Below are 20,050 nucleotides of genomic sequence, written 5' to 3' on the forward strand. Positions count from 1 at the left end.
AGCGATTGAATATCTCTGCGGACAACTGGTTAATCATCACCACCGAATTTAGAACACAATTTCATGGTGCTATCGGCCACGAAGGTGTGCTGAGTGATTACTGCGAGCATCAGCAATTAAAGCGACGACATAACTTAAGCCATTGCAATAAACTCTTTGCTTGAAGACATTAAAAACAGGTGTGAATTATAAAGCCATGATTTTGGAGAAATAGCCTTGCCAAAAAATTGTTATTTTGGGAGCAAATTGACAACATCTTCCTTTAACACACGAATATATTGTCAAATATCTCTTATAGCTGAGGACTCCATAAATGTTGAAGTTTATTTGTCATCTATTTAGCTTTTTAACATGAGTGTCATATTAATTACTTTTTGATCTTTAAAGTGAGTGTCTTTAAATTAATGGTTTAATGCCTCACGAGTGGGGCTGTATTTCTTGTAATTTTTGCTTCATAAAATCGATAAAAATTCGGTTCTTATTGGGTAAATATTTACTTTGTACATACTGCAAACAAATATCACCTTGGTAATTACCTTGTAACCGCCAATCTTCCAAAAGTGGAATTAGCTTGCCACTGCTAATGCCCTGTTGTGCGATATAATCAGGCAGAGAGCCAATACCAAAGCCTTGTTCAATAGCGTCTCGACGCATTTCACTGTGGTTAAGTAAATATGAACCAGTGACTTGTACGCTTGTTTGTTGATTTTTTTGACTAAATCGCCAACGGCTATCTGACATATTTTCACCTAAGCAAAGGCAGGGTAAATTTTTTAAATCGTCGGGGTGTGTTGGTAGCTGATGGTTAGCTAGAAAATCAGGACTGGCACATAACACTTGTTCACTGCGACCAATTTTAACGTTGACCAAAGCTTCAATCGGGTTGTCATTGATATGAATTAAGAAATCAACACCGTCATGAATAGGATCTAAAATCCGGTCAGTTACTTTTAAATGCAATTGAATATCAGGGTAGCACTTTAAAAACTCGACAAAGAGTGGCCGCAATACTCGATTGGCAAGTGATTTTGGTGCCGCCACCCTCAACAATCCACTAACTGTCGATGTTGTCGAGCTACTGGCATTAACGGCTTGCTCTGCTGACTCTATCATTTGTTTACAATAATTAAAGGTTAATGTGCCTGACTCTGTTAACGCTAGTTGCCGTGTAGTGCGTTGTAATAGTTTTATGCCTAAAGCATCTTCTAATCTGCTAATTTGGCGACTTACCGCTGAGGGTGTTACCCCAAGTTTTATTGCCGCTTTACTAAAGTTGCCCTGCTCAACGACAGTTACCAAAATAGCCATATCAGACAATAAGGGGATTAGTTTATTTGTGTCCATCAAGCACAAGTCCTTTTACAAATAGGTGTATTGTTTTAAATTTCTCATAGATTAACATAGCTGCACAGTAACAAGTGAGTTGCTATGAGACTATTTTAAATGATGAGAGAGAAATATGGAGTTGTTAATAAGTACTTACATGACAGAAATTATTGCGGTAAGCACCATCGCTATTTTTATGGCTATGTTGCCTGGTGCTGATTTTGTCATGGTGACTCGCACGAGTATCTATAATGGCCGTTTATCGGGGTTATATATGAGTTTAGGTATGTGTTTATCGGTTTGTATACATGCTAGCTATTCGATTGCAGGATTAGCGGTTGTGATTGCAAACTCCGCCTGGTTATTTGCGACAATCAAATATTTAGGAGCGGCTTACCTTATTTATATTGCCTGGCAGTTATTAACAACACGTGATCTGTTAAATAATGATCACAACAATCAAACAGCAGCAATGTCGACTTTTAACGCGATGCGTCGAGGCTTTACCTGCAACATATTAAATCCGAAAACATCTATCTTCTTCTTAAGTATTTTTACGCAAGTTGTTTCTGTAGATACTCCGCTAATAATGCAAGTAAGTTATGGGATAATTATTATGTTGGCTCATTTTATTTGGTACAGCGGTGTGGCGTTATTGCTATCACACCCTAATATAATGCCTCGTTTCAATCGTCACAAACAAAAAATAGATAAAGTCGCAGGATTCATATTGATGATAATTGCTATAAAGCTCATTTTAATGAACGCTGTTTAAGTAATAATTTCTCTGGCGTTTATTTAGGTCTGCCAACTTATATCAGCCTTCCAGTGATTCGCCCTTAGCCCTCACTTTACGTTTGAATGATTTAGCTAAGGCTATTACACCCTCGATAATGGCTTTGGCAATGGAGAATGTGCATGCAATGTATTTGATAACCATTTACACTTTGCAGGCGTTCTTTTTGTGTAATATTTTATATTAAGCAAATTGGCTTATTAAACCTCTCAAGTTTGATTTAAGTCATTAATAGCATTACATTGATTATACATGGCTAAAAAATAAACATATTTATGGATTAAATGTGGCTGAATCTTTGATATCAGAACTGAAAAGGCGAAATGTTTTCAAGGTTGGGATTGCCTACCTTGTTCTTGCTTGGGTTGTTGTTCAAATCACGTCAATTGCTGTTCCGGCATTACACTTGCCTAATTGGATAAATACTGCGGTATTTTTTTTTGGTCTTATTGGTTTTCCTTTTGCCCTTTTTTTTGCTTGGGCGTTTGAAATAACTCCCGACGGTATCAAGCTTGAATCCGCCATATCATCTGGAGATTCTACTGCTGCTCTTACAGGTCGTAAATTAGATTTTATCATTATTGGCCTTATGGCAATTGCCTTGATTTACTTTATTTATGAGAGTCGTTTTCAATCACCAACAGCTTTAGTCTTGCCAACAGAACAAGCTGAAGTTATTGCCCAAGATTCCATCAAAGTTAATGCAAATAATCCATTAATATCAGAGCCAAAGGGTACCTCGATTGCTGTACTTCCTTTTGTAAATATGTCTTCTGATAAAGAACAAGAATACTTTTCAGATGGTATTTCAGAAGAAATATTAAATGTATTAGCAAAAATACCGAAACTACAAGTAACCTCTCGTTCATCGGCGTTTGCCTATAAAGATACTAAGATTAATATTTCGGAAGTTGCTAAAATTTTGGGTGTAAAAAACGTACTCGAAGGCAGTGTGAGAAAGTCGGGTGTAAGAGTGCGTATAACCGCTCAGCTCATCAATGCTGAAACAGATAAACACTTGTGGTCTGAGTCATATGATCGCGAGCTTGATGACATCTTTCAAGTACAAGATGAAATATCAGCAGAAATTGTCGATGCACTGAAGGAAACCTTAGGCATATCATTAGTTAAGACAGTATCTTCTGCGCAAACGATTAACCCTAAAGCTTATGATTTATATCTGCAAGGTCTAAGGGGACTTCATACCTATACCTTTGAAAGTTTAGATAATGCCGCTGCTGCTCTTGAGTTAGCAACAGATATTGCCCCCGAATTTTTGATGGCGCGCATTAAGCTGGCAGAAACATATGCTCGTCAAATTATTACGGGTAGTCGCTTTGATTGGCTAATACTTGATAAGGCAGAAGCGCTAATTAAAGAAGTACTTAGCATTAATCCAAACTCTGCTGAAGCTTATTTTGTTCGGTCATTAATTATAAAAACAGATCGTAAGTTACGTAATCAGTATGCAAAAGAAGCTTATCGGCTAAATCCTAATAATGTTGATATCATCATAAGGCATGCACAATCAAATGGTGCTGAAATGGGAGAAGATAACGCCAGGGCTTTATTTGAAAGGGCTCAAAAAGTTGACCCACTTAATGCTGATTTACCGTATTTTTTTGCAGTATATTTAGTACAAACATTACAAAAATATTCAGAAGCGGAACAAACGCTTAAACAAGCTATTAAGGTTAACCCGAAGAATACTTTTTATCCTTTTTATTTAGGACAAATATATGCACAGCATATGGGGCAAATTGTTGATGCTATTAAGCTGGCTGAAAATGGTGCAAGGTTAGACCCTAACGACCCTTATTTTCCTCAAGCACTTTCGATCTACTATTTATCTTTGGGATCTGGTCTTAAGTCTCTTGAATATGCAGAAAAGGCAATGTCGATTAATGCCAATAACGCTGAAATTATCAATCAAAAAGTGAACAGTCTTATTTATCTTGGGCAAACCGCTAAAGCGTTAATACTCATTAACGATACCATAGCCGATGCTAATACGGTATATCCCAGTAAACAACTCAAAGAGCGCTTTATTACTGGTGCCATATACTTATTACTCAAGCAGCAAAAATTTGCCGATGCAGAGGCATTGATTAATCTACATATTCCGGGGATAAATGAATGGGTTAATCAACCACCCCCCGCAACATTGGATGCTATAGAAAATGTAAATGGCATTTTGCTACTTGCCCGTGTTTATAAAGCACAAGGTCAGTTAGCCAAAGTTGAAAAGGTTGTTGAGAGAGTAAAGGGACGAGATGAGTCTTTTTATCTTACAGGTCAAGCACGCTTGTTGGGTATTGAATACATGAACCTTGCTATCAGTAGCTCACTCGAAAATAACGATGAGCAGACGATTAAGTACCTCGAAGCTGCCATTGATAATGGTTATTTATATAATTGGCGTGCTAACTTATTACAATCACCTTATTTTATCGATCTAGCGCAACAGCCAAGATTTACGGCATTAATAGGACGATTAGAAACTGAAATGCTAAAACAAATAGCGGTACTTAAGCAATAGTTAAGATTTTGATATAACGATATTTATACTCTTTTCTGTATAGAGTGCAGTATTTCTATAGTTAAATCAGAAATTTTTGTGGCAGAACGTTTGGTTTATGGCTGATATCACTAAGGCGAAATCAGCCATATAATCGCAATGTGATTGGTACAGTGCGAATAATGCGATTTTTTTATGCTTCTTGCAAAGCAATAGCAGCCATTTTCATAGTACTTTCAAAAGTCTCTGCTCCGGCTATGAACAGGCCATTATGACAGAACATTGCATCGTCAATACCGGTTACGGCTTTTAGCGCATCATCAGATAAGCCAGCCCATGCTTGAGGTAGTGATTTTCTATCTTCGAATGAACCCGGTTCAACAGGCACTGTTTGAATTCTCCAAGGACCAGAGCCAGAAGGATAAACCATATATAAAGCTTGTGCAGACAGAGCATGAACGGTTCTTTTCCATGGCGTATATTTATCTAAAACAATCACTCTTGGATCTTCTGCATTATCAATCGCTTTAGCGACAATTTCTTTTGCACTAATTCCGCCATTTGCAGAGGCAATAAACCGAGTCAAAATACGTGTCGCAAACTCAACCGCCTCATCAAAACAGCTATCAAAGTGACTATCTTCTTGCCAAGTAGGGTTGAACATTGAAATCGTTTGGCTAAGGCTAATACCTTGGTTTATACCTTTAGAAGCGCCTTCGGTATAGCCACAATCAATAGCGTCAATTGTTGAAACTAGCCCTGCATCAACAGCGTTTGCTACGTCTTGGTTACCCTGACATATTTCTAAGCCATATTTCTGCCAAACCAAGCCAAATGAAGAATAAGGAATTCCATTTTCGCGCTCACCGGCACCACCACGCTGATGGTGATCGAATCGACCTGCATCTGCGTTATATTCACCACCAACATCAATAACAAGATCTGCTTTACCGATAACCTCTAAATTGCGTGTGCGTATCAGGTTAAAGTTAGGGAAAATGTGTTTAAGAGCAGCGATACCAAACACGTCATCTGCATGAAAATTACCGTTGTGAGTTGCTATAGTTATATCATTCATTTTTTATATCATTTTAGAAAGGAATAAGAAGATGTTGCTAGTTAACTTCACTATTTTGACTGGCCGATTTGGGACAACGTCAAGGTGTAGAAATTATAAGGCAGATTCTATACGAAGACAGCTCACAAAAATAGTGGGCTTTTAATAACACTAGTTTTCAATAACGGTACAAAAATGAATAAAGAACAATAATATCCTTGTTAATAATGTTGATTGAATCTGCGTTTAGCTAAGGGGGAATGATAGGGGGTATTTTCTAAATTGGGCTTAAAACGCATCATCTTCGCTGTAAACATTAACATCAAGATCACCGTCCATGCTTTCTGAAACTAAAAAAATTATTGGTTTACAGCAAACTTGGCAATCTTCAATATACTGCTGGTCTACGTCGGCTGAATCAATGAGTACCTTAATTGTTTCGCCACAATAAGGACATCCTATGCGTTTTTTAGTCAATTGATTCAATTGTTACGGTTTCCTATAATTGTCAGTAATATAATCATTCATTATCGAGAGTTATTTTAAATGATAGGTGGGAAAGGTGTAATGATAAAGTCATATTCAAGCATAACTCAACGCTATGCCTGAATACTGGTAATTAACCAAAATGATTAAAAACGATTTTGTTACCATCTAAATCACGAAAATAAGCACCATAAAATACGTCAGGTATACGCTGCCCTGGTTCTCCATCACAAGTCGCACCTAAGGCAATGGCTTTATGATACATTTCATCGCACTGCTCTTTTGAGCCCGGCGCAATAGCAAGCATATTGCCGTTACCACAGTTTTGAGGCGCTTCGTTATAAGGTACACAAATAGCGAGCATGGGCTCTTTCATACTTTTACCAATAAATATAATGCGTTCCATTTTTATTAACGTTTTAGCGCCTATAGGTGCCAAGAGTTCATTATAAAAGGCTTCTGATTTTTCTAAATCGGTTACACCGATGGTGGCATAGCTAAGCATATCTATTCCTTTTTAATTATGATTAAGGTGATTCATTTTAAGTAGAATGTTAACTACAACAGGTTAGCCAAATCATGTCAATAACGCTTGTTTATTCAGATATTATGGGATGGATTTATAACTCGTACAATATGATGAATATTAACTATTTTAACAACGTGGCTAACTATTTATTGGTATTTAGCAATAATTTTCTCAATGCTTTTATTATCAATCATTTGTTGTAATGCTTTATTTAATCTTGGTAAAAGTTCAAGTTTTGTTGGGTGTACACGCATCATAACTTCTACCGAGCTCACCACGTCTCCCACGACAATATCCCTTAAAGTTGGAAGATGTCTTTTCATATATTGTATTGAGGATTTACTGATAAAAATTTGGTCAACACGTTCAGCCAACAATTGCTTAATGAGCAAACTTTCTGATTTATTTAATACCTTGTTGATGTCATTATTGGTAAAGGATGCCTCAAACCTAGGATAAGTGAAGCCTCTAACTATGCCTACTTTGTGTCCAAATAAATCTCTTGGTCCTTTTACTTCAAATTCATCACCAGAGCGAAAAACAATCACTTCTTCAACACGTTCATAGGCAATGGAATACAAACCTATTTCTTTTGAATTACTGCGCCAAATAGGGTTGATTCCGGGTTCAATATCAACACGGCCAAGGTCAAATTCAAGCATAGCTCTAGCGGCTGGCATTTTAACCATTATAAAAGTATCGCCGGTAATTTCTCCTATTTGGTGAAACATGTCGGCAAATATGCCTGATATTGTAGCCTTGCCTTGTTGATCTATTGTAGAGATATTGTGTGGAGGATTGGCAGGATCGTAAGAAATTACCTTATAGGTATCAGCGATGAGTGGCCATGATGTGATAAGAAGGATATTAATAAAGCATAACTTTATTTTACAACGTAGAGTCATTTTACTTTCTTTTCAATCGGTGATCTTACAATAAACATAACAGAATATAGGTGGTTAAGGGAATAAATCTCATAGTGAAATTATAAATATTTAATGGGTTTTAATCCTGCTAAGTTTGTGGTGCTATGGCAGACAGCTTAATCGTTATAAGGTGAACTGATTGAACTGTATCGCCAAAGTGATACTGCGAAATAATAGTAATCTTCGCTAAAGCTTAGCTAATATAGCCATATTTTCAAGTTGTCGTTTTTTAAGTGATTGAAATAATGATAAAATATATAAGGAATAAACTTTGCAAGATAGCATTTTTATTTAATGAATAATGAGACAACCTAACCATGAATATAAACCTTTGGGTATTTTTAAGTATCGCTGTGATTTTTTTAGTGAGTTTTTTAATTATTTTGGTATTAAGTACCAATAAAAAGAAAATAAAAGAATTAGAAGTCGAAGCGTTGAAATTAGAAAAAGCTAATTTAGAGACAGAAGTCGCGGCAGCGGTTAATAAAACACTGGGTGACCAATTAAGTCGAATAGAGGTATTGGAAGCTATCGTTACCGATAAAAACTACAACCTAAACGAAAAAATAACTCGATTATAAAGAGTAATACGATTAATTTTTTCTGATACATTAATCGTATAAAATATTGATGTATTAGCGGTTAAGACAGACTGACCAGCAGATAAAATAGGCGATCAGCTAATCGCCATAGAAGGATGCAAATTTCTGGCTGTCGGTATACTAAACTAAAACATTAATGAATAAGCCCAAAGGGAGTAATTGCCTTTAATACTCCTAATAAGGATGGTTCAGAATATTCACTGAGTTTGTTGCTAGAATAAAATCTTTGGTTAATCTTTTAGGCCAATTTTTTCTAATAAAACCATCATAGGGCACCATTTAGTAAATGATGACTGTATTAAGTTGACCGCAATAAAAGCAGTAAACCATAACCAGTTTATTGATAATGTTACGGTTAAAATAAGTGAAATAAGTATCATTGTGCCTGCTATTAGTCTTAATGCATCGTTCTTAGTCATGGTAACTCCGTGATATTGGTATGGTTAAATTAGTATTACAGTAGATTATATTAGGTTTTATTAAATTAGCAAACGCTAATGTATATTGTTGGCGCAAGTTATGGTGGTTATGCGGCGGCCATGGCAGCGGTAAAAACACCTGACTTATTTCGGTGCGCCGTCAGTTTTGCCGGAGTGAGCGACCTTTGAAATATTGTTTTTAAGAGTCGTTACTACACTAATAAGAAATTTGTAGAACACCAAATGGGTAAAGATGTTGACAACTTAATCGCCCACTCACCCTTTTATCAGGCAAAGCGAATTAATATAGCTATGTTATTAATCCATGGTGCCAGCGATACCGTGGTTAATGTTCGTCAAAGCCAAAGATTTTACCAGAAGCTATTAGACTTAAATAAGCCAGTTGAATATATTGAATTGGCAGACGGCGACCACTATTTGTTTATTCAGCGTAATCGACACAAAGCTTTTACAGCCATTGCCGAATTTTTTAAACAACATTTAGTCAGCCTAAAGTGAAAATGTATTCTTAATATAAAATAGGCAAAAGAGCTTAATTATGAAAATTTTATTTTTGGCTAATAAAGATTTAGCGAGTAATTTTGCACTGAATAAACTGCTACCAGAGGTCTGTAAACACCATGAGGTTCATCTGTGGTTATCAGCAAAAGTAGGCAAAAGCAGTGTGATACCAACACCATTAAAGACGCTAAAGTTTTTCGAGCAAGACTTGTTTAACCAACTGCTAAGTCCGCTAATTCCTAAGACTAAAAGTAATAACGATAGCTATAAAACTTTTGATGGCTTTAGCGTCTTTTTAAATTCAGCGATTCGAGACGTCAAGCAAATTAATTCGCCTGAGATGATTAATGATTTGAAAGAGTTGGCGCCCGAACTTATTGTTTCAATACGCTTTGGTGGCATCCTAAAAGAAAAGGTTATTAATATTCCTACCAAAGGCATTATTAATCTGCATTCTGGCATATTACCTAAGTATAAAGGTGTGATGGCGACGTTTTGGGCAATGAAAAATAACGACGATAAAATAGGTACGACACTGCACACCATTGACGATGGTTCGATAGATACAGGAAAAATAATCAAGACTTCTACCACACTAGTTAATAGAGAGAAATCTTATTTATGGCATGTGCTTGAGCTTTATAAGCAAGGTGCAACCGATATATTAGCGGCTATTGAAACACTTGAAAATGACGAGTTACTTTGTTCTCAGCCACAAGAAAAGAGTGCTAGCTATTTTACCTTTCCAAATAAAAATGAATGTCTAGACTTTGAACAAAGTGGTTTTAAAATCACCGATGAGCAAGAGTACATTGAATTTATACAACAACATTACCTGTAAGTATAAATTTTAGTTTAACTAATATGTTGTTGCAAATAAAAGGGGGAGCATTAATAATGCTCCCCCCTTTAGTCTTTACCATTAATATAATCGCTAATTTATGACGTTCTAAGGATTATAAACAACATCCAAGCTTACACCACTAGCAGCTGAATAGCCGTAAATACCGATATGCCAAGTGTCTGCTACAGGGCTGGTAAATGAACAAACTTCATTATTGCCACCTTTGTATGGGCGACAATCATAAGTTGATGATGTTGGCTGTGCGCCACGTCGAATATATAAATCAGCATCACCAGTACCACCACTCATCGTGAAGTCTAATGTTGCCATGCCGGCTGGTACGTTAATGGTGTAATAAGTCCATGCTTGACGAGCGACACTAATATCCGTTAAAGATGCACTGCCACCCGTTGCTCCGCCACCTGTTGTAGGTTCAGTAAAGCTACCTGTTAAGTTAACACCAGAGAAAGCTGAGTAGGCAACAACTTTCACATAATAAGTGCCCGCTTGTGCCGTACTAATAGGACAACTTTCACTATTACCACCAGCATAAGGACGACAGTCATAGCTAGTACTTGTAGGTGCTGAACCAAATTTAACATATAAATCAGCATCACCTGTTCCACCAGCCATATCAAAGGTTAGGTCTGTTGCACCCGCTGGAACTTCCATTGTAAAGCTAAGTTCAGTACTTGAAGCTAAGCCAGTTTTGGTTGTGCCATTACTTAATACATCATCACCAGTTGGTGGCGGTGGTGGTGTTACGCTACCACCACAAGTTGTAGCTAATGCATCAGACGCTGCTTTTGCTTGTACTAAGCCAAAACCTGTCTTGTCATCGCGGCCAGCAACATCAAGATCAATAGCCGTTGATTTTAATGCACTTCGAACTTCGTCAGCGCTACAATCAATGTTATTACTCCAAACAATCGCAGCAACACCTGTAACATGAGGCGTAGCCATTGAAGTGCCGTTGTAATAAGCATAGTTTTGCGAGCGGTTTACCGTTAACGTTGCCGCACTGCCTAACTGCGTCAATAATTGCTGACCCAACGCACGACTAACCGAAACACTGGGCACTGAAACAGCGTTAGTAGAATCAACTAAGAATGGATTTTGTAAACCAGGACGAGTACTGTCACTATAAACAATAACACCAGAGGCACCTGCATCAGCACAAGCTTTAGCTGGGTTTATTTCGGGGTAATTACTGCCTTTTTGGTTGTCATTACGTTCTGCTAAACAAATATTACCAGCAACATTACTACAGCTGTAGCTACTTCCTGAAAGTGTACAACTTGCTAAAACACCGTTTGCACTGCTATCTACATTGCTTACGATGAAGCTACCACCACTTTCAATGTAATGAGTTTGTGGCACAATATCATTAGCATAAGTTGTTGAACCTAAGTTAATAAAACCTAAGCGACCATCGCCAGCAACGGTTGATAAAACCGCTTCACCAGGCGCAGAAATTTCAACTTGTGGTGTGTATTGAGAAAACTCAGCATGTTGATTGTTGCTATCAAGTGCGCCAACAGCCATAACAGCGTCATAAGAAGCAGGGTAAGATAATGTGGTATTGCCATCATTACCTGAAGCGGCAACTAATAATACGCCAGAATCAGCAGCGGCTTGTAATGCGTTTTTCTCAGTAACACTTGAACCTGCACCACCTAAACTCATGTTAATAACTTTTGCGCCATTATTTACACAAGTATCAACTGCATCACTTAACTCGCCAACATAACCCCAACCCGCTTCATTAAATACTTTAACAATATGCAGATTTACATTGGTGTTCGGCATAATACCAACAACACCTTCACTGTTATTAACACCAGCAATAGTACCGGCTACGTGAGTACCGTGAGACCCCCCGTTTTGATACCAATTTCCAGTACCTGAGTTATTGGTACCTGAAGCATTGTTAGCATTTAAATCAGGATTTGCCTGTTCATAACCAGAATCAATAATACACACGGTCATATTTGCGCCGTCGTTATCAGTTAATTGGTCTGATTGTGTTTGTGCTATACCCCAAGGTTGATTTTGCGCCATTAAAAAGCGTTTGTAATCAGGCTCAATGAACTCAATTGATGAGTCCTTTTTCATGCGGTTGATCATGGTTTTCACATCTTTAATGTTCTTTTCTTTACCAAAAGAAATAATGTGATGACCATTTTTCAAAATCTTTTCGTGTTTTAACGATAAGCCTGCTTTTTTCGCTAATCCTGGTGGGATTGCTTTTCCGTTTTTCTTGTTTTTATATTTAACAATTAAACGATCAGTAAAATCCTGCTTTTCGAGCATTTGTTGTGCACGCCAATCAGCAAAACTTAATGTTGTTGATTGGGCAGATTCCATTCCGCTTTTATTTACTTTATTAATTTTAGCTTGGCTCGCATAACTTGCCGCGCTAGTTACGGTTAGAATAGATAAGGCTACTGCACTGAGTGCAAGGCGTCTGTTATTTCTCATCTGATATAAACTCCATCGTTTATTTTTACGTTTAATTTGAACGTTTGCCTAGGCTACCTTCAACGTATTTTATTATGTATTGCTTTAGTGGGTGAAAACCCATTGCAAAAATAATGGCTTGTTTGCGATATTTTAACTAGCAAACCACAGACTATTTTTCATAGTAAAGCGACAAGCTGGTTTATGTTTTTGTAGTTATCTACATGAAACAATAGATTTTATTTTTATTTTGTCGTTTTTTTTCGAAAAGCTGTCGCTATTTTGCTAGGGAATATTTTCTGACTTGATATTATCGAATTATGCAAGATGCACGATACTGATTTAACCAAGATAAATAAGTCATCATCAAGATAGTAAGGACTGCTCAATAAAATAAAACATAACGTTGATCATAAAAATAATATAAACAACGTCCCTATATATAAGAGAGAGTAGAACATATGAAAGCTTCTAAATTTACGACATCAATTATTGCTTTAGCCGTTACCGCAGCATTTTCAGCACAAGCTGCCGATGATCGATACATTATTAAAGTAGACGAAAGTAAAAAAGGCCTTGTTAAAGCTCTCGCTAAAAAATTAGGCGGCGAATTAAAAGTTGACGGCAAAGGTTTTATCGCTGCTTCATTCGCTGGTAAAGACTTAAGCCAAGTTAAAGGTTTATTAAATAACCCACATATTCAAATGATCGAAGAAGATCAACGCCGTGTACCACTTTCTGTATATAGTGATACTGCAGGCAACCCTGCTACAACTCAACTTACTCCTTATGCGGTTGTTCAATCTCAAGCTGACCAAGTTAACTTTAACGCTGGCGCAGGTATGAAGGTATGTGTTATCGATTCAGGTTTAGATCGCTCTAACCAAGATTTTATTTGGAACAATATCACTGGTACTAATGATTCAGGCACAGGTAACTGGGATGAAAACGGTGGCCCACACGGTACTCACGTAGCCGGTACCATTGGTGCTGCAGATAATGGTTTTGGTGTTGTTGGTATGGCACCTGGCGTTGATATGCATATTGTTAAAGTATTTAACGAAGCAGGTTGGGGATACTCTTCTGATTTAGCTTATGCAGCAAATATTTGTTCTGGCGCTGGCGCGAACATTATCAGCATGAGTTTGGGTGGTGGTGGTGCAAACAGCACTGAAGAGAACGCATTTAAAGCATTTACAGATGCGGGCGGTTTAGTTGTAGCAGCAGCAGGTAACGATGGTAACAATGTTCGTTCATTCCCAGCGGGTTACTCTTCAGTAATGATGATTGGTGCAAACGACAATAACAACGCTATTGCAGACTTCTCACAATTTCCAAGCTGTACAGCTACTTCAGGTAAAGGCAAAAATGCAACGACTGTCACAGACGAAACTATTTGTGTTGAAGTAACAGCTGGTGGTGTCGATACATTATCTACTTACCCGGCGGGTATGGCAACTAGCGCTTCAATGAGTGCTGATGGCGTTGCTTTTGCTTCCTCTGCAATGGAAAACTCAGGGTCAGTTTCAGGTAATACTTACAACATGGGTACTGCAGAGTCTACTGATTCAGGTGCAAACGGTATGGTTTGTGTTATAGAGCGTGGCGTTATTTCTTTCCATGATAAAGTGAATAACTGTGAACTTTCAGGCGGTATCGGTGCGGTTCTATATAATAACGAACCTGGTATGCTATATGGTACTTTGGGAGACACTAACGCAACTAGCATTCCTGCAGTAGGGGCTTCTCAAGAAGATGGAGCAGCGTTATTAGCAGCAAATACAGTTGATATTAACATTGGAGCTAGCGATTACGGTTTCATGAGCGGTACTTCAATGGCAACACCAGCAGTATCTGGTATTGCTGCGCTAGTTTGGTCTAATCATAACGGTTGTACGGGTACAGAAATTCGTGATGCACTAAAATCAACAGCGGAAGATAACGGCGCTACAGGTCACGATGACTACTTTGGTCACGGTATCGTTAAAGCAAAAGCGGCTAGCGATTACTTAACCGCTAATGGTTGTGGTGGTGGCGTTGTTACTCCTCCTCCAGTAGAAGGTGGCGATATTACTGCTGACGCATCAGGATACAAGGCTAAAGGTAAAAACAAAGTTGACGTAACTTGGTCAGGTGCAGCTACTGCAAGTGTCGATATTATCCGTAATGGTTCTTTAAGAACAACAACGGCAAACGATGGTGCTTATACCGACAGCTTTAGAACTTCTGGTTCGTTTACATATAAAGTCTGTGACCAAGGAACTAGTAATTGTTCTACGGAAACGACAGTTAATTTCTAGATTTATACGTTATTAGTACAAGGAAGTAGTCTTATTAACTAGTTGATATCCAGTTCATTATTTGAGCTGGATATTTTTATTTTAGTAATATGTAATGATTTTTAGTTATATGTATATACTCATAAGTTATTACAGGTTGGGTCCGGTTTAGTTTATGTTCACAATCAATGTGTATTTTGTAACTAATTATTAAAAATTGTTTAAATGTACAATTGTTTAAATTTAAATTACAAACATTAAGTTAAATTACCCTGACGTTTTTAAAAGATGTAACGGGAAAAGGGGATAAAAATTTTGAATATTTCTGTAAAAAACATTATAAAACCACTCTCACTTTTAGGTCTTATCAGCGTAACTGTTTGGCTGATCCATACAACACTTAATAAAAATGTAGATGCACAAAAGCAATCGTACATTATTTCTTCAAATAACTATCAATTATTGCAAACAGAATTAGCAACGCTAAACGTTCAACCAACGCATAAATTAGCTATTATCAATGCTGTTGCCGTTTCTCTTAATATTGAACAGTTGGCTCAGTTACATGCACAGTTAGATATTCAAGTTACGCAAAATCATAATGTAGAAATGTCTGGTGGTAATGCTTGGGGCAAGCGCAAATGGCAGCCAAAGTCTGTCGTTAATGACTTAATTGAGGCCTCTGCTGCTCATTCGGCCTACAATTTTGGCGATGGTGTAACTATTGGTTTTTTAGATACAGGCCTTGATCAATTAGAAGGAACATCTTCAGGTTTATCTACTGATTTATATGGTCGGGATAAGTTCTGGGGAACTTATGATGCGGTTAATAACAATATCAGTAATTATAGTAATGAAGAAAGTGGCCACGGTACACATGTCGCCAGTATTGCTGGCAATGCAGATTACGACGCTTACGGTAAAGTGTATGGTGTTGCGCCGAATGCTGCATTAGTTGGGATTAAAGCCTTTGATGCCGAAGGCAAGGCGACCTATGCAGACGTTATTCGTGGCATAGATTGGGCGCTACAAGTTAAAGATCAAATCAATTTAAAAGTATTGAACATGTCGTTCAGTGGGCCAGCTCGTTCATACTATTGGGAAGACCCACTTAACCAAGCAGTAATGAAAGCATGGCAAGCTGGTATTGTTGTCGTTGCTTCTGCTGGTAACAGTGGTCCTGGCCCTATGACAATCGGCGTTCCAGGTAATGTACCTTATATAATTACCGTTGGTGCGATGACTGATAACTATACGCCTTCTTATTTAAGTGATGACATAGTCGCTAGTTTTAGTTCGGCCGGCCCGACAGTCGAAGGATTTGTTAAACCAGAAATTGTCGCACCAGGCGGCCATTTATCAGGATTAATGGCTTTTGATACTCAAATCGTTCAGGAACATCCAGAATTTCACGACGGCGGACGATATTTTGAAATGTCAGGTACATCGCAAGCTGCTGGCGTTGTTTCTGGTGTAGTGGCATTGATGTTGACCCAAGATCCAACGTTAACTCCTGACGAAGTTAAGTGTAGACTAATGGACAGTGCTCATACCGCATTCGATAATAACGGTGAACTTGCTTATAGCGTATTTCAACAAGGTTCAGGCGTGGTTAATGTGGCGGATGCATTAGCTAGTAACGCTTCAGCATGTGCGAATCAAGCATTAGATATTGCACAAGACATTGCTGGTAATGAACACTATTTTGGACCTGCCAATATTAATGATGATGGTAATTTTTATGTTGAAGGTTTAGGCGATGAATATGTGTGGAAATTGGATGAAAGCAACGTTGATGGTGATAGTGTCATTTGGCGAATGAATTTCATCGAAAATGCTATCGATTGGAGAAACACTGCCTCAACAGATAGTGTTATCTGGCGAATGAACATCGAAACGGACAGTGTCATTTGGAGAATGAATGTCGAATCTGACTCGGTGATTTGGAGAATGAGTGTTGCTGATAGTACAACCGGAATTGATGTTAATAATTGGGTAGCACCACAATAGTGTAACTCACTCTAAGCCACTGTTATTAAAGTGGCTTTTTATTTTTTTATTTCATAATAGAAGATTCTATATACCCTCATCTTAGTAAGAGCTATCTTGTGAAAAATATACTCCCCTTTTTCTTATCAATTATCCTTAGTTGCAATATATTTGCACAAGATGTTAAGCAATTTAAAAACTTTGGGATTGATAACCCAATGTCTTATAGCTTTGTTAGAACCATGGCTCAAGATGAAGATGGTTTTATGTGGTTCGGCTCATCGGAAGGCTTAGACCGTTTTGATGGGCATCAAACACTAAATTTTCAACATGATAGTACCCAGCCTAACTCACTAAGCTCTAGTGTGATCAGTAGTATTCTTTTTGATAAACAGCAAAGGCTTTGGGTCGGTACTTTTGGTGGAGGCTTAAATTTATATAGACCAGAAAGCCAAGATTTTATCCATTTTACTAGAAAAACAAAAAATGCCACACTGACCAATGATACCGTAAATGCTTTATTTGAAGACAGTGAAGGTAAAATTTGGATAGCTACCGAAAATGGTGTGAATGTTCTCAGTACAGATGAAGAAAAATGGTCAACTCAGCATATATTTCAAGAATCAGGTAACCCAAATAGCCTGACCCATAATACTGTACTTTCAATAATTGAAACTCGTAACCAAGAAATTTGGATTGGTACTAATGGCGGTGGGGTTTCGATATTTGATCTACAGGGAAATTTTATTAAATCGATTAAGTATGGCGATCAAAAAAGTGCGACTTATGTTAATAAATTTGTCAGTAGTTTATATCTAGCTATTAATGGTGATATTTGGATAGGCACAGTTGATAGTGGTTTATTAAAATATACACCAAGTACAGAGCAGTTTATTCACTATCAAGATAATGTGAATGTTCAGTCAACAATTAGCAGTAATGCAATTAGTAATATTTATCAGGATTCAGAACAAAATATTTGGATTGGCACCGATAGTGGCTTATCTATTTATAATAATGAAACCAAAGACTTCAGTCGCTATAACAACTCCCCAAATAACCCTTACAGTATAAGTAATGATTTTGTTATTACTTTTTTTGAAGACAACCATAAGATGATGTGGGTAGGGACTTTTTCAGGTGTGAATCGTTGGGATCCGAATATGGCAACCTTTCGACAATATAGTACGCAAACAAATCCTATTTTAAAAAATAACAATATCACTAGTTTTGCGCAATTTGAACAAGGAAAATTTTTTTTTAGTACCTATGGTGGTGGTATCTATCAGTTGTCAGAAGCTGATAATTCCATTACCACCGTCGATTTTAATGCTTCTTTTTCAGAATATAGAATTATGAATCTATTTGCCGATGGCAACACTTTATGGGTGGGAACGAGAGGCTCAGGCTTATATTCAGTCAATTTAACAACCAATAAAGTGACTGGATATATCCATGATGCTAAAGATGAACATTCTATTTCAGCTAATAGTATTACCGATATTATTAAAGATATTAATGGCAACCTTTGGATATCTACTTTTCAACAAGGACTAAATTTATATAATGAAAACGGTACTTTTACTCGTTTTATTAAAAATGAATTAAACACTAAAAATGGTCCTAGCACTAATAGCATATTACAATTGCTGGCTGATGAACAAGGAATCGTATGGTTGGCCACATTTGGTGCAGGGTTAAATCGTTTTGATCCGGCCCTTGGGACGTTTACTCATTTTAGACATGATGAAAATACCCCTAATAGTATTTCGGATGACTTTACCTGGATAATGCTATTAGATCATGACAAGAACCTATGGTTTGGCACTCAAAATGCTGGCTTAAGTATATTAAGCCAAGAAGATCGTTACAGTAATAACTTTTCATTTTCCCATCTTAATACTAAAGATGGCATGAAAAGTTTGACCGTATATGGCATCACCCAAGATGCTAATGAAGATATTTGGTTTAGTACCAGTAAAGGTATTTCTCGGTTTTCAATCAGTGATAAAAATTTTAAACACTTTAATCTGACTCATGGCTTAGTTGATTTAGAATACACTCATTCTTCAGTATTTCGCTCAAAAGGTAACACCTTATATTTTGGTGCAGGCAAAGGCATGAGCACTATTAATCCAGAAAAAATTAATACCAGCTTGTCCGTTCCAGAAGTACGATTAACGAGTATATTAAAGCTGAATGAACCTATGCCTCTTGGCAGTAAATTATCTAACTTAAGCCAATTGGAATTTGATTACAGTGATCAGCTGATTTCCTTTGAATATGTTGGTTTAAACTATGCCAATCCGGAGTCAACTCTTTATAAGTATCGCTTGTTAGGCTTTGATGAGGAGTGGATAGCTGCAGGTAAATCACGACGAGCCACTTATACAAATTTACCTGCAGGTAGTTATACACTGCAAATTATTGCTGGAAATAACGACAATGTTTGGAGTGAACCGGGTTATTCATTAGCTATTACGGTTAAACCAGCACCTTGGAATACTTGGTGGGCTTATTTATTGTATGCCATGGCAGTAGCTTTAACTTTATTAGTCTATTCACGCTTTTTGAATCGAAAACTATTGGTTGAACAACTACAAAAATCTTACCTTAAAGAGCAGGTCAAAGAGAAAACGCAAAAGTTACAATCGCAAAATAGCGAACTTGAACATGCCAATATTCTACTTGAAAAGTCGGCAACGGTAGATAAAGTAACTGGGGTACGAAGTCGCCGCTATCTTGATATTTATATTGAGCAAACTAGCCAGCTGATGAATCAAATTCATCAGAATATTTTACCAGTACAGCGGAGCACTTTACCCCGTCTTTACGTCTTAATGGTTCAGGTTAATGAGTTGACCAATATCAGTAATAGCCAGTTGATTAACATTACTGATTTATTACTGTTTAGCAGAAATACCGATGACCTAGTTGTTCGTTGGTCCGATGATACCTTTGCTGTTATTGGTTATGAAAAAGACAACAATGCTGGTGAGTTAGCAGCGCGGTTAGCAAGTAAATTTGAAAAACAATTCGACGATAAAATTTCGATGAATATTGCTTATTCTTTTTATCCGTTTAATAGAGAACAACCTATGGAAATATCGTGGGATCAAGTCAGTGTGATGATTGAACTTGGCTTAACATTAACAAGCGAAGAGCCAGCGATTGCTTGGCTTGGCTTATGTGAACCTAAGATACAACCCTTTAGCTACTTAGCGGTGATTCAAGGCGCTGATCTAGCGACACTTAAGCATAACATCCAAGTTAAGCAAGGTTAGCCTGAGTAGCTTT

Annotated in this window: 14 protein-coding genes and 1 pseudogene; 8 read left to right on the forward strand and 7 right to left on the reverse strand. The window is 37.4% G+C overall.

Annotated features, from left to right (window positions below):
- Positions 1-417: 417 nt before the first annotated feature.
- On the reverse strand, positions 418-1,344 hold the full coding sequence (locus H4J69_RS06000) for a LysR family transcriptional regulator (RefSeq protein WP_182244149.1): 927 nt from the start codon (positions 1,342-1,344) through the stop codon (positions 418-420).
- Positions 1,345-1,459: 115 nt separating this feature from the next.
- On the opposite strand from H4J69_RS06000, the gene H4J69_RS06005 reads away from it, so the two are divergent.
- On the forward strand, positions 1,460-2,101 hold the full coding sequence (locus tag H4J69_RS06005; protein ID WP_182244148.1) for a LysE family translocator: 642 nt from the start codon (positions 1,460-1,462) through the stop codon (positions 2,099-2,101).
- Between the two features lie 307 nt (positions 2,102-2,408).
- Positions 2,409-4,661 (forward strand): hypothetical protein, encoded by a 2,253-nt coding sequence (locus H4J69_RS06010; protein WP_182244147.1) that lies wholly within the window; start codon positions 2,409-2,411, stop codon positions 4,659-4,661.
- Between the two features lie 172 nt (positions 4,662-4,833).
- Here the strand turns inward: H4J69_RS06010 and H4J69_RS06015 are convergent, their stop codons facing one another.
- The 4 genes from H4J69_RS06015 to H4J69_RS06030 form a co-directional block, all read right to left on the reverse strand.
- Positions 4,834-5,718 (reverse strand): MYG1 family protein, encoded by an 885-nt coding sequence (locus H4J69_RS06015; RefSeq protein WP_182244146.1) that lies wholly within the window; start codon positions 5,716-5,718, stop codon positions 4,834-4,836.
- Between the two features lie 267 nt (positions 5,719-5,985).
- Entirely contained in the window at positions 5,986-6,183 is a 198-nt protein-coding gene (locus H4J69_RS06020) for a CPXCG motif-containing cysteine-rich protein (RefSeq protein ID WP_070375466.1), read from the reverse strand.
- Between the two features lie 133 nt (positions 6,184-6,316).
- Complete coding sequence (locus tag H4J69_RS06025) at positions 6,317-6,688, reverse strand: VOC family protein (RefSeq protein WP_070375467.1); 372 nt, start codon at positions 6,686-6,688, stop codon at positions 6,317-6,319.
- 170 nt (positions 6,689-6,858) lie between these two features.
- Positions 6,859-7,617, reverse strand: a complete 759-nt coding sequence (locus H4J69_RS06030) for an ABC transporter substrate-binding protein (RefSeq protein ID WP_182244145.1) — start codon at positions 7,615-7,617, stop codon at positions 6,859-6,861.
- Positions 7,618-7,955: 338 nt separating this feature from the next.
- On the opposite strand from H4J69_RS06030, the gene H4J69_RS06035 reads away from it, so the two are divergent.
- Positions 7,956-8,219, forward strand: coding sequence for a hypothetical protein (locus H4J69_RS06035; protein ID WP_070375469.1), 264 nt, complete (start codon positions 7,956-7,958; stop codon positions 8,217-8,219).
- A gap of 251 nt (positions 8,220-8,470) precedes the next feature.
- Here the strand turns inward: H4J69_RS06035 and H4J69_RS06040 are convergent, their stop codons facing one another.
- The gene (locus H4J69_RS06040) at positions 8,471-8,659 is read right to left on the reverse strand and encodes a DUF2892 domain-containing protein (protein ID WP_182203383.1); all 189 of its coding nucleotides are present in this window, start codon (positions 8,657-8,659) and stop codon (positions 8,471-8,473) included.
- A gap of 78 nt (positions 8,660-8,737) precedes the next feature.
- Between H4J69_RS06040 and H4J69_RS06045 the strand changes: the two are divergent.
- Both H4J69_RS06045 and H4J69_RS06050 read left to right on the forward strand, forming a co-directional pair.
- A pseudogene (locus tag H4J69_RS06045) lies at positions 8,738-9,178 on the forward strand (alpha/beta hydrolase family protein).
- A gap of 40 nt (positions 9,179-9,218) precedes the next feature.
- Complete coding sequence (locus H4J69_RS06050) at positions 9,219-10,022, forward strand: formyl transferase (RefSeq protein WP_182221322.1); 804 nt, start codon at positions 9,219-9,221, stop codon at positions 10,020-10,022.
- A gap of 108 nt (positions 10,023-10,130) precedes the next feature.
- Here H4J69_RS06050 and H4J69_RS06055 read toward each other — a convergent pair whose 3' ends face one another.
- Positions 10,131-12,506, reverse strand: coding sequence for a S8 family serine peptidase (locus H4J69_RS06055; protein ID WP_182244144.1), 2,376 nt, complete (start codon positions 12,504-12,506; stop codon positions 10,131-10,133).
- A 440-nt stretch (positions 12,507-12,946) separates the two neighbouring features.
- Here H4J69_RS06055 and H4J69_RS06060 point away from each other — a divergent pair, with 440 nt between their 5' ends.
- From H4J69_RS06060 to H4J69_RS06070, 3 genes are all read left to right on the forward strand, one after another.
- On the forward strand, positions 12,947-14,785 hold the full coding sequence (locus H4J69_RS06060) for a S8 family serine peptidase (protein ID WP_182230517.1): 1,839 nt from the start codon (positions 12,947-12,949) through the stop codon (positions 14,783-14,785).
- A 294-nt stretch (positions 14,786-15,079) separates the two neighbouring features.
- Positions 15,080-16,774, forward strand: a complete 1,695-nt coding sequence (locus H4J69_RS06065) for a S8 family peptidase (protein WP_220465217.1) — start codon at positions 15,080-15,082, stop codon at positions 16,772-16,774.
- A gap of 98 nt (positions 16,775-16,872) precedes the next feature.
- Positions 16,873-20,037, forward strand: a complete 3,165-nt coding sequence (locus H4J69_RS06070) for a two-component regulator propeller domain-containing protein (protein WP_310733588.1) — start codon at positions 16,873-16,875, stop codon at positions 20,035-20,037.
- Positions 20,038-20,050: the final 13 nt, after the last annotated feature.

Origin of the sequence: Colwellia sp. BRX10-9 (assembly GCF_014077405.1) — a bacterium.
Classification (GTDB): Bacteria; Pseudomonadota; Gammaproteobacteria; order Enterobacterales; family Alteromonadaceae; genus Colwellia_A.

Bases quoted from the DNA above. Each gene is read 5' to 3' on its own strand.
- H4J69_RS06050 (WP_182221322.1), top strand. From the start codon at position 9,219: ATGAAAATTTTATTTTTGGCTAATAAAGATTTAGCGAGTAATTTTGCA.
- H4J69_RS06025 (WP_070375467.1), bottom strand. From the start codon at position 6,688: ATGCTTAGCTATGCCACCATCGGTGTAACCGATTTAGAAAAATCAGAA.
- H4J69_RS06015 (WP_182244146.1), bottom strand. From the start codon at position 5,718: ATGAATGATATAACTATAGCAACTCACAACGGTAATTTTCATGCAGAT.
- H4J69_RS06040 (WP_182203383.1), bottom strand. From the start codon at position 8,659: ATGACTAAGAACGATGCATTAAGACTAATAGCAGGCACAATGATACTT.
- H4J69_RS06005 (WP_182244148.1), top strand. From the start codon at position 1,460: ATGGAGTTGTTAATAAGTACTTACATGACAGAAATTATTGCGGTAAGC.
- H4J69_RS06035 (WP_070375469.1), top strand. From the start codon at position 7,956: ATGAATATAAACCTTTGGGTATTTTTAAGTATCGCTGTGATTTTTTTA.
- H4J69_RS06030 (WP_182244145.1), bottom strand. From the start codon at position 7,617: ATGACTCTACGTTGTAAAATAAAGTTATGCTTTATTAATATCCTTCTT.
- H4J69_RS06000 (WP_182244149.1), bottom strand. From the start codon at position 1,344: ATGGACACAAATAAACTAATCCCCTTATTGTCTGATATGGCTATTTTG.
- H4J69_RS06060 (WP_182230517.1), top strand. From the start codon at position 12,947: ATGAAAGCTTCTAAATTTACGACATCAATTATTGCTTTAGCCGTTACC.
- H4J69_RS06055 (WP_182244144.1), bottom strand. From the start codon at position 12,506: ATGAGAAATAACAGACGCCTTGCACTCAGTGCAGTAGCCTTATCTATT.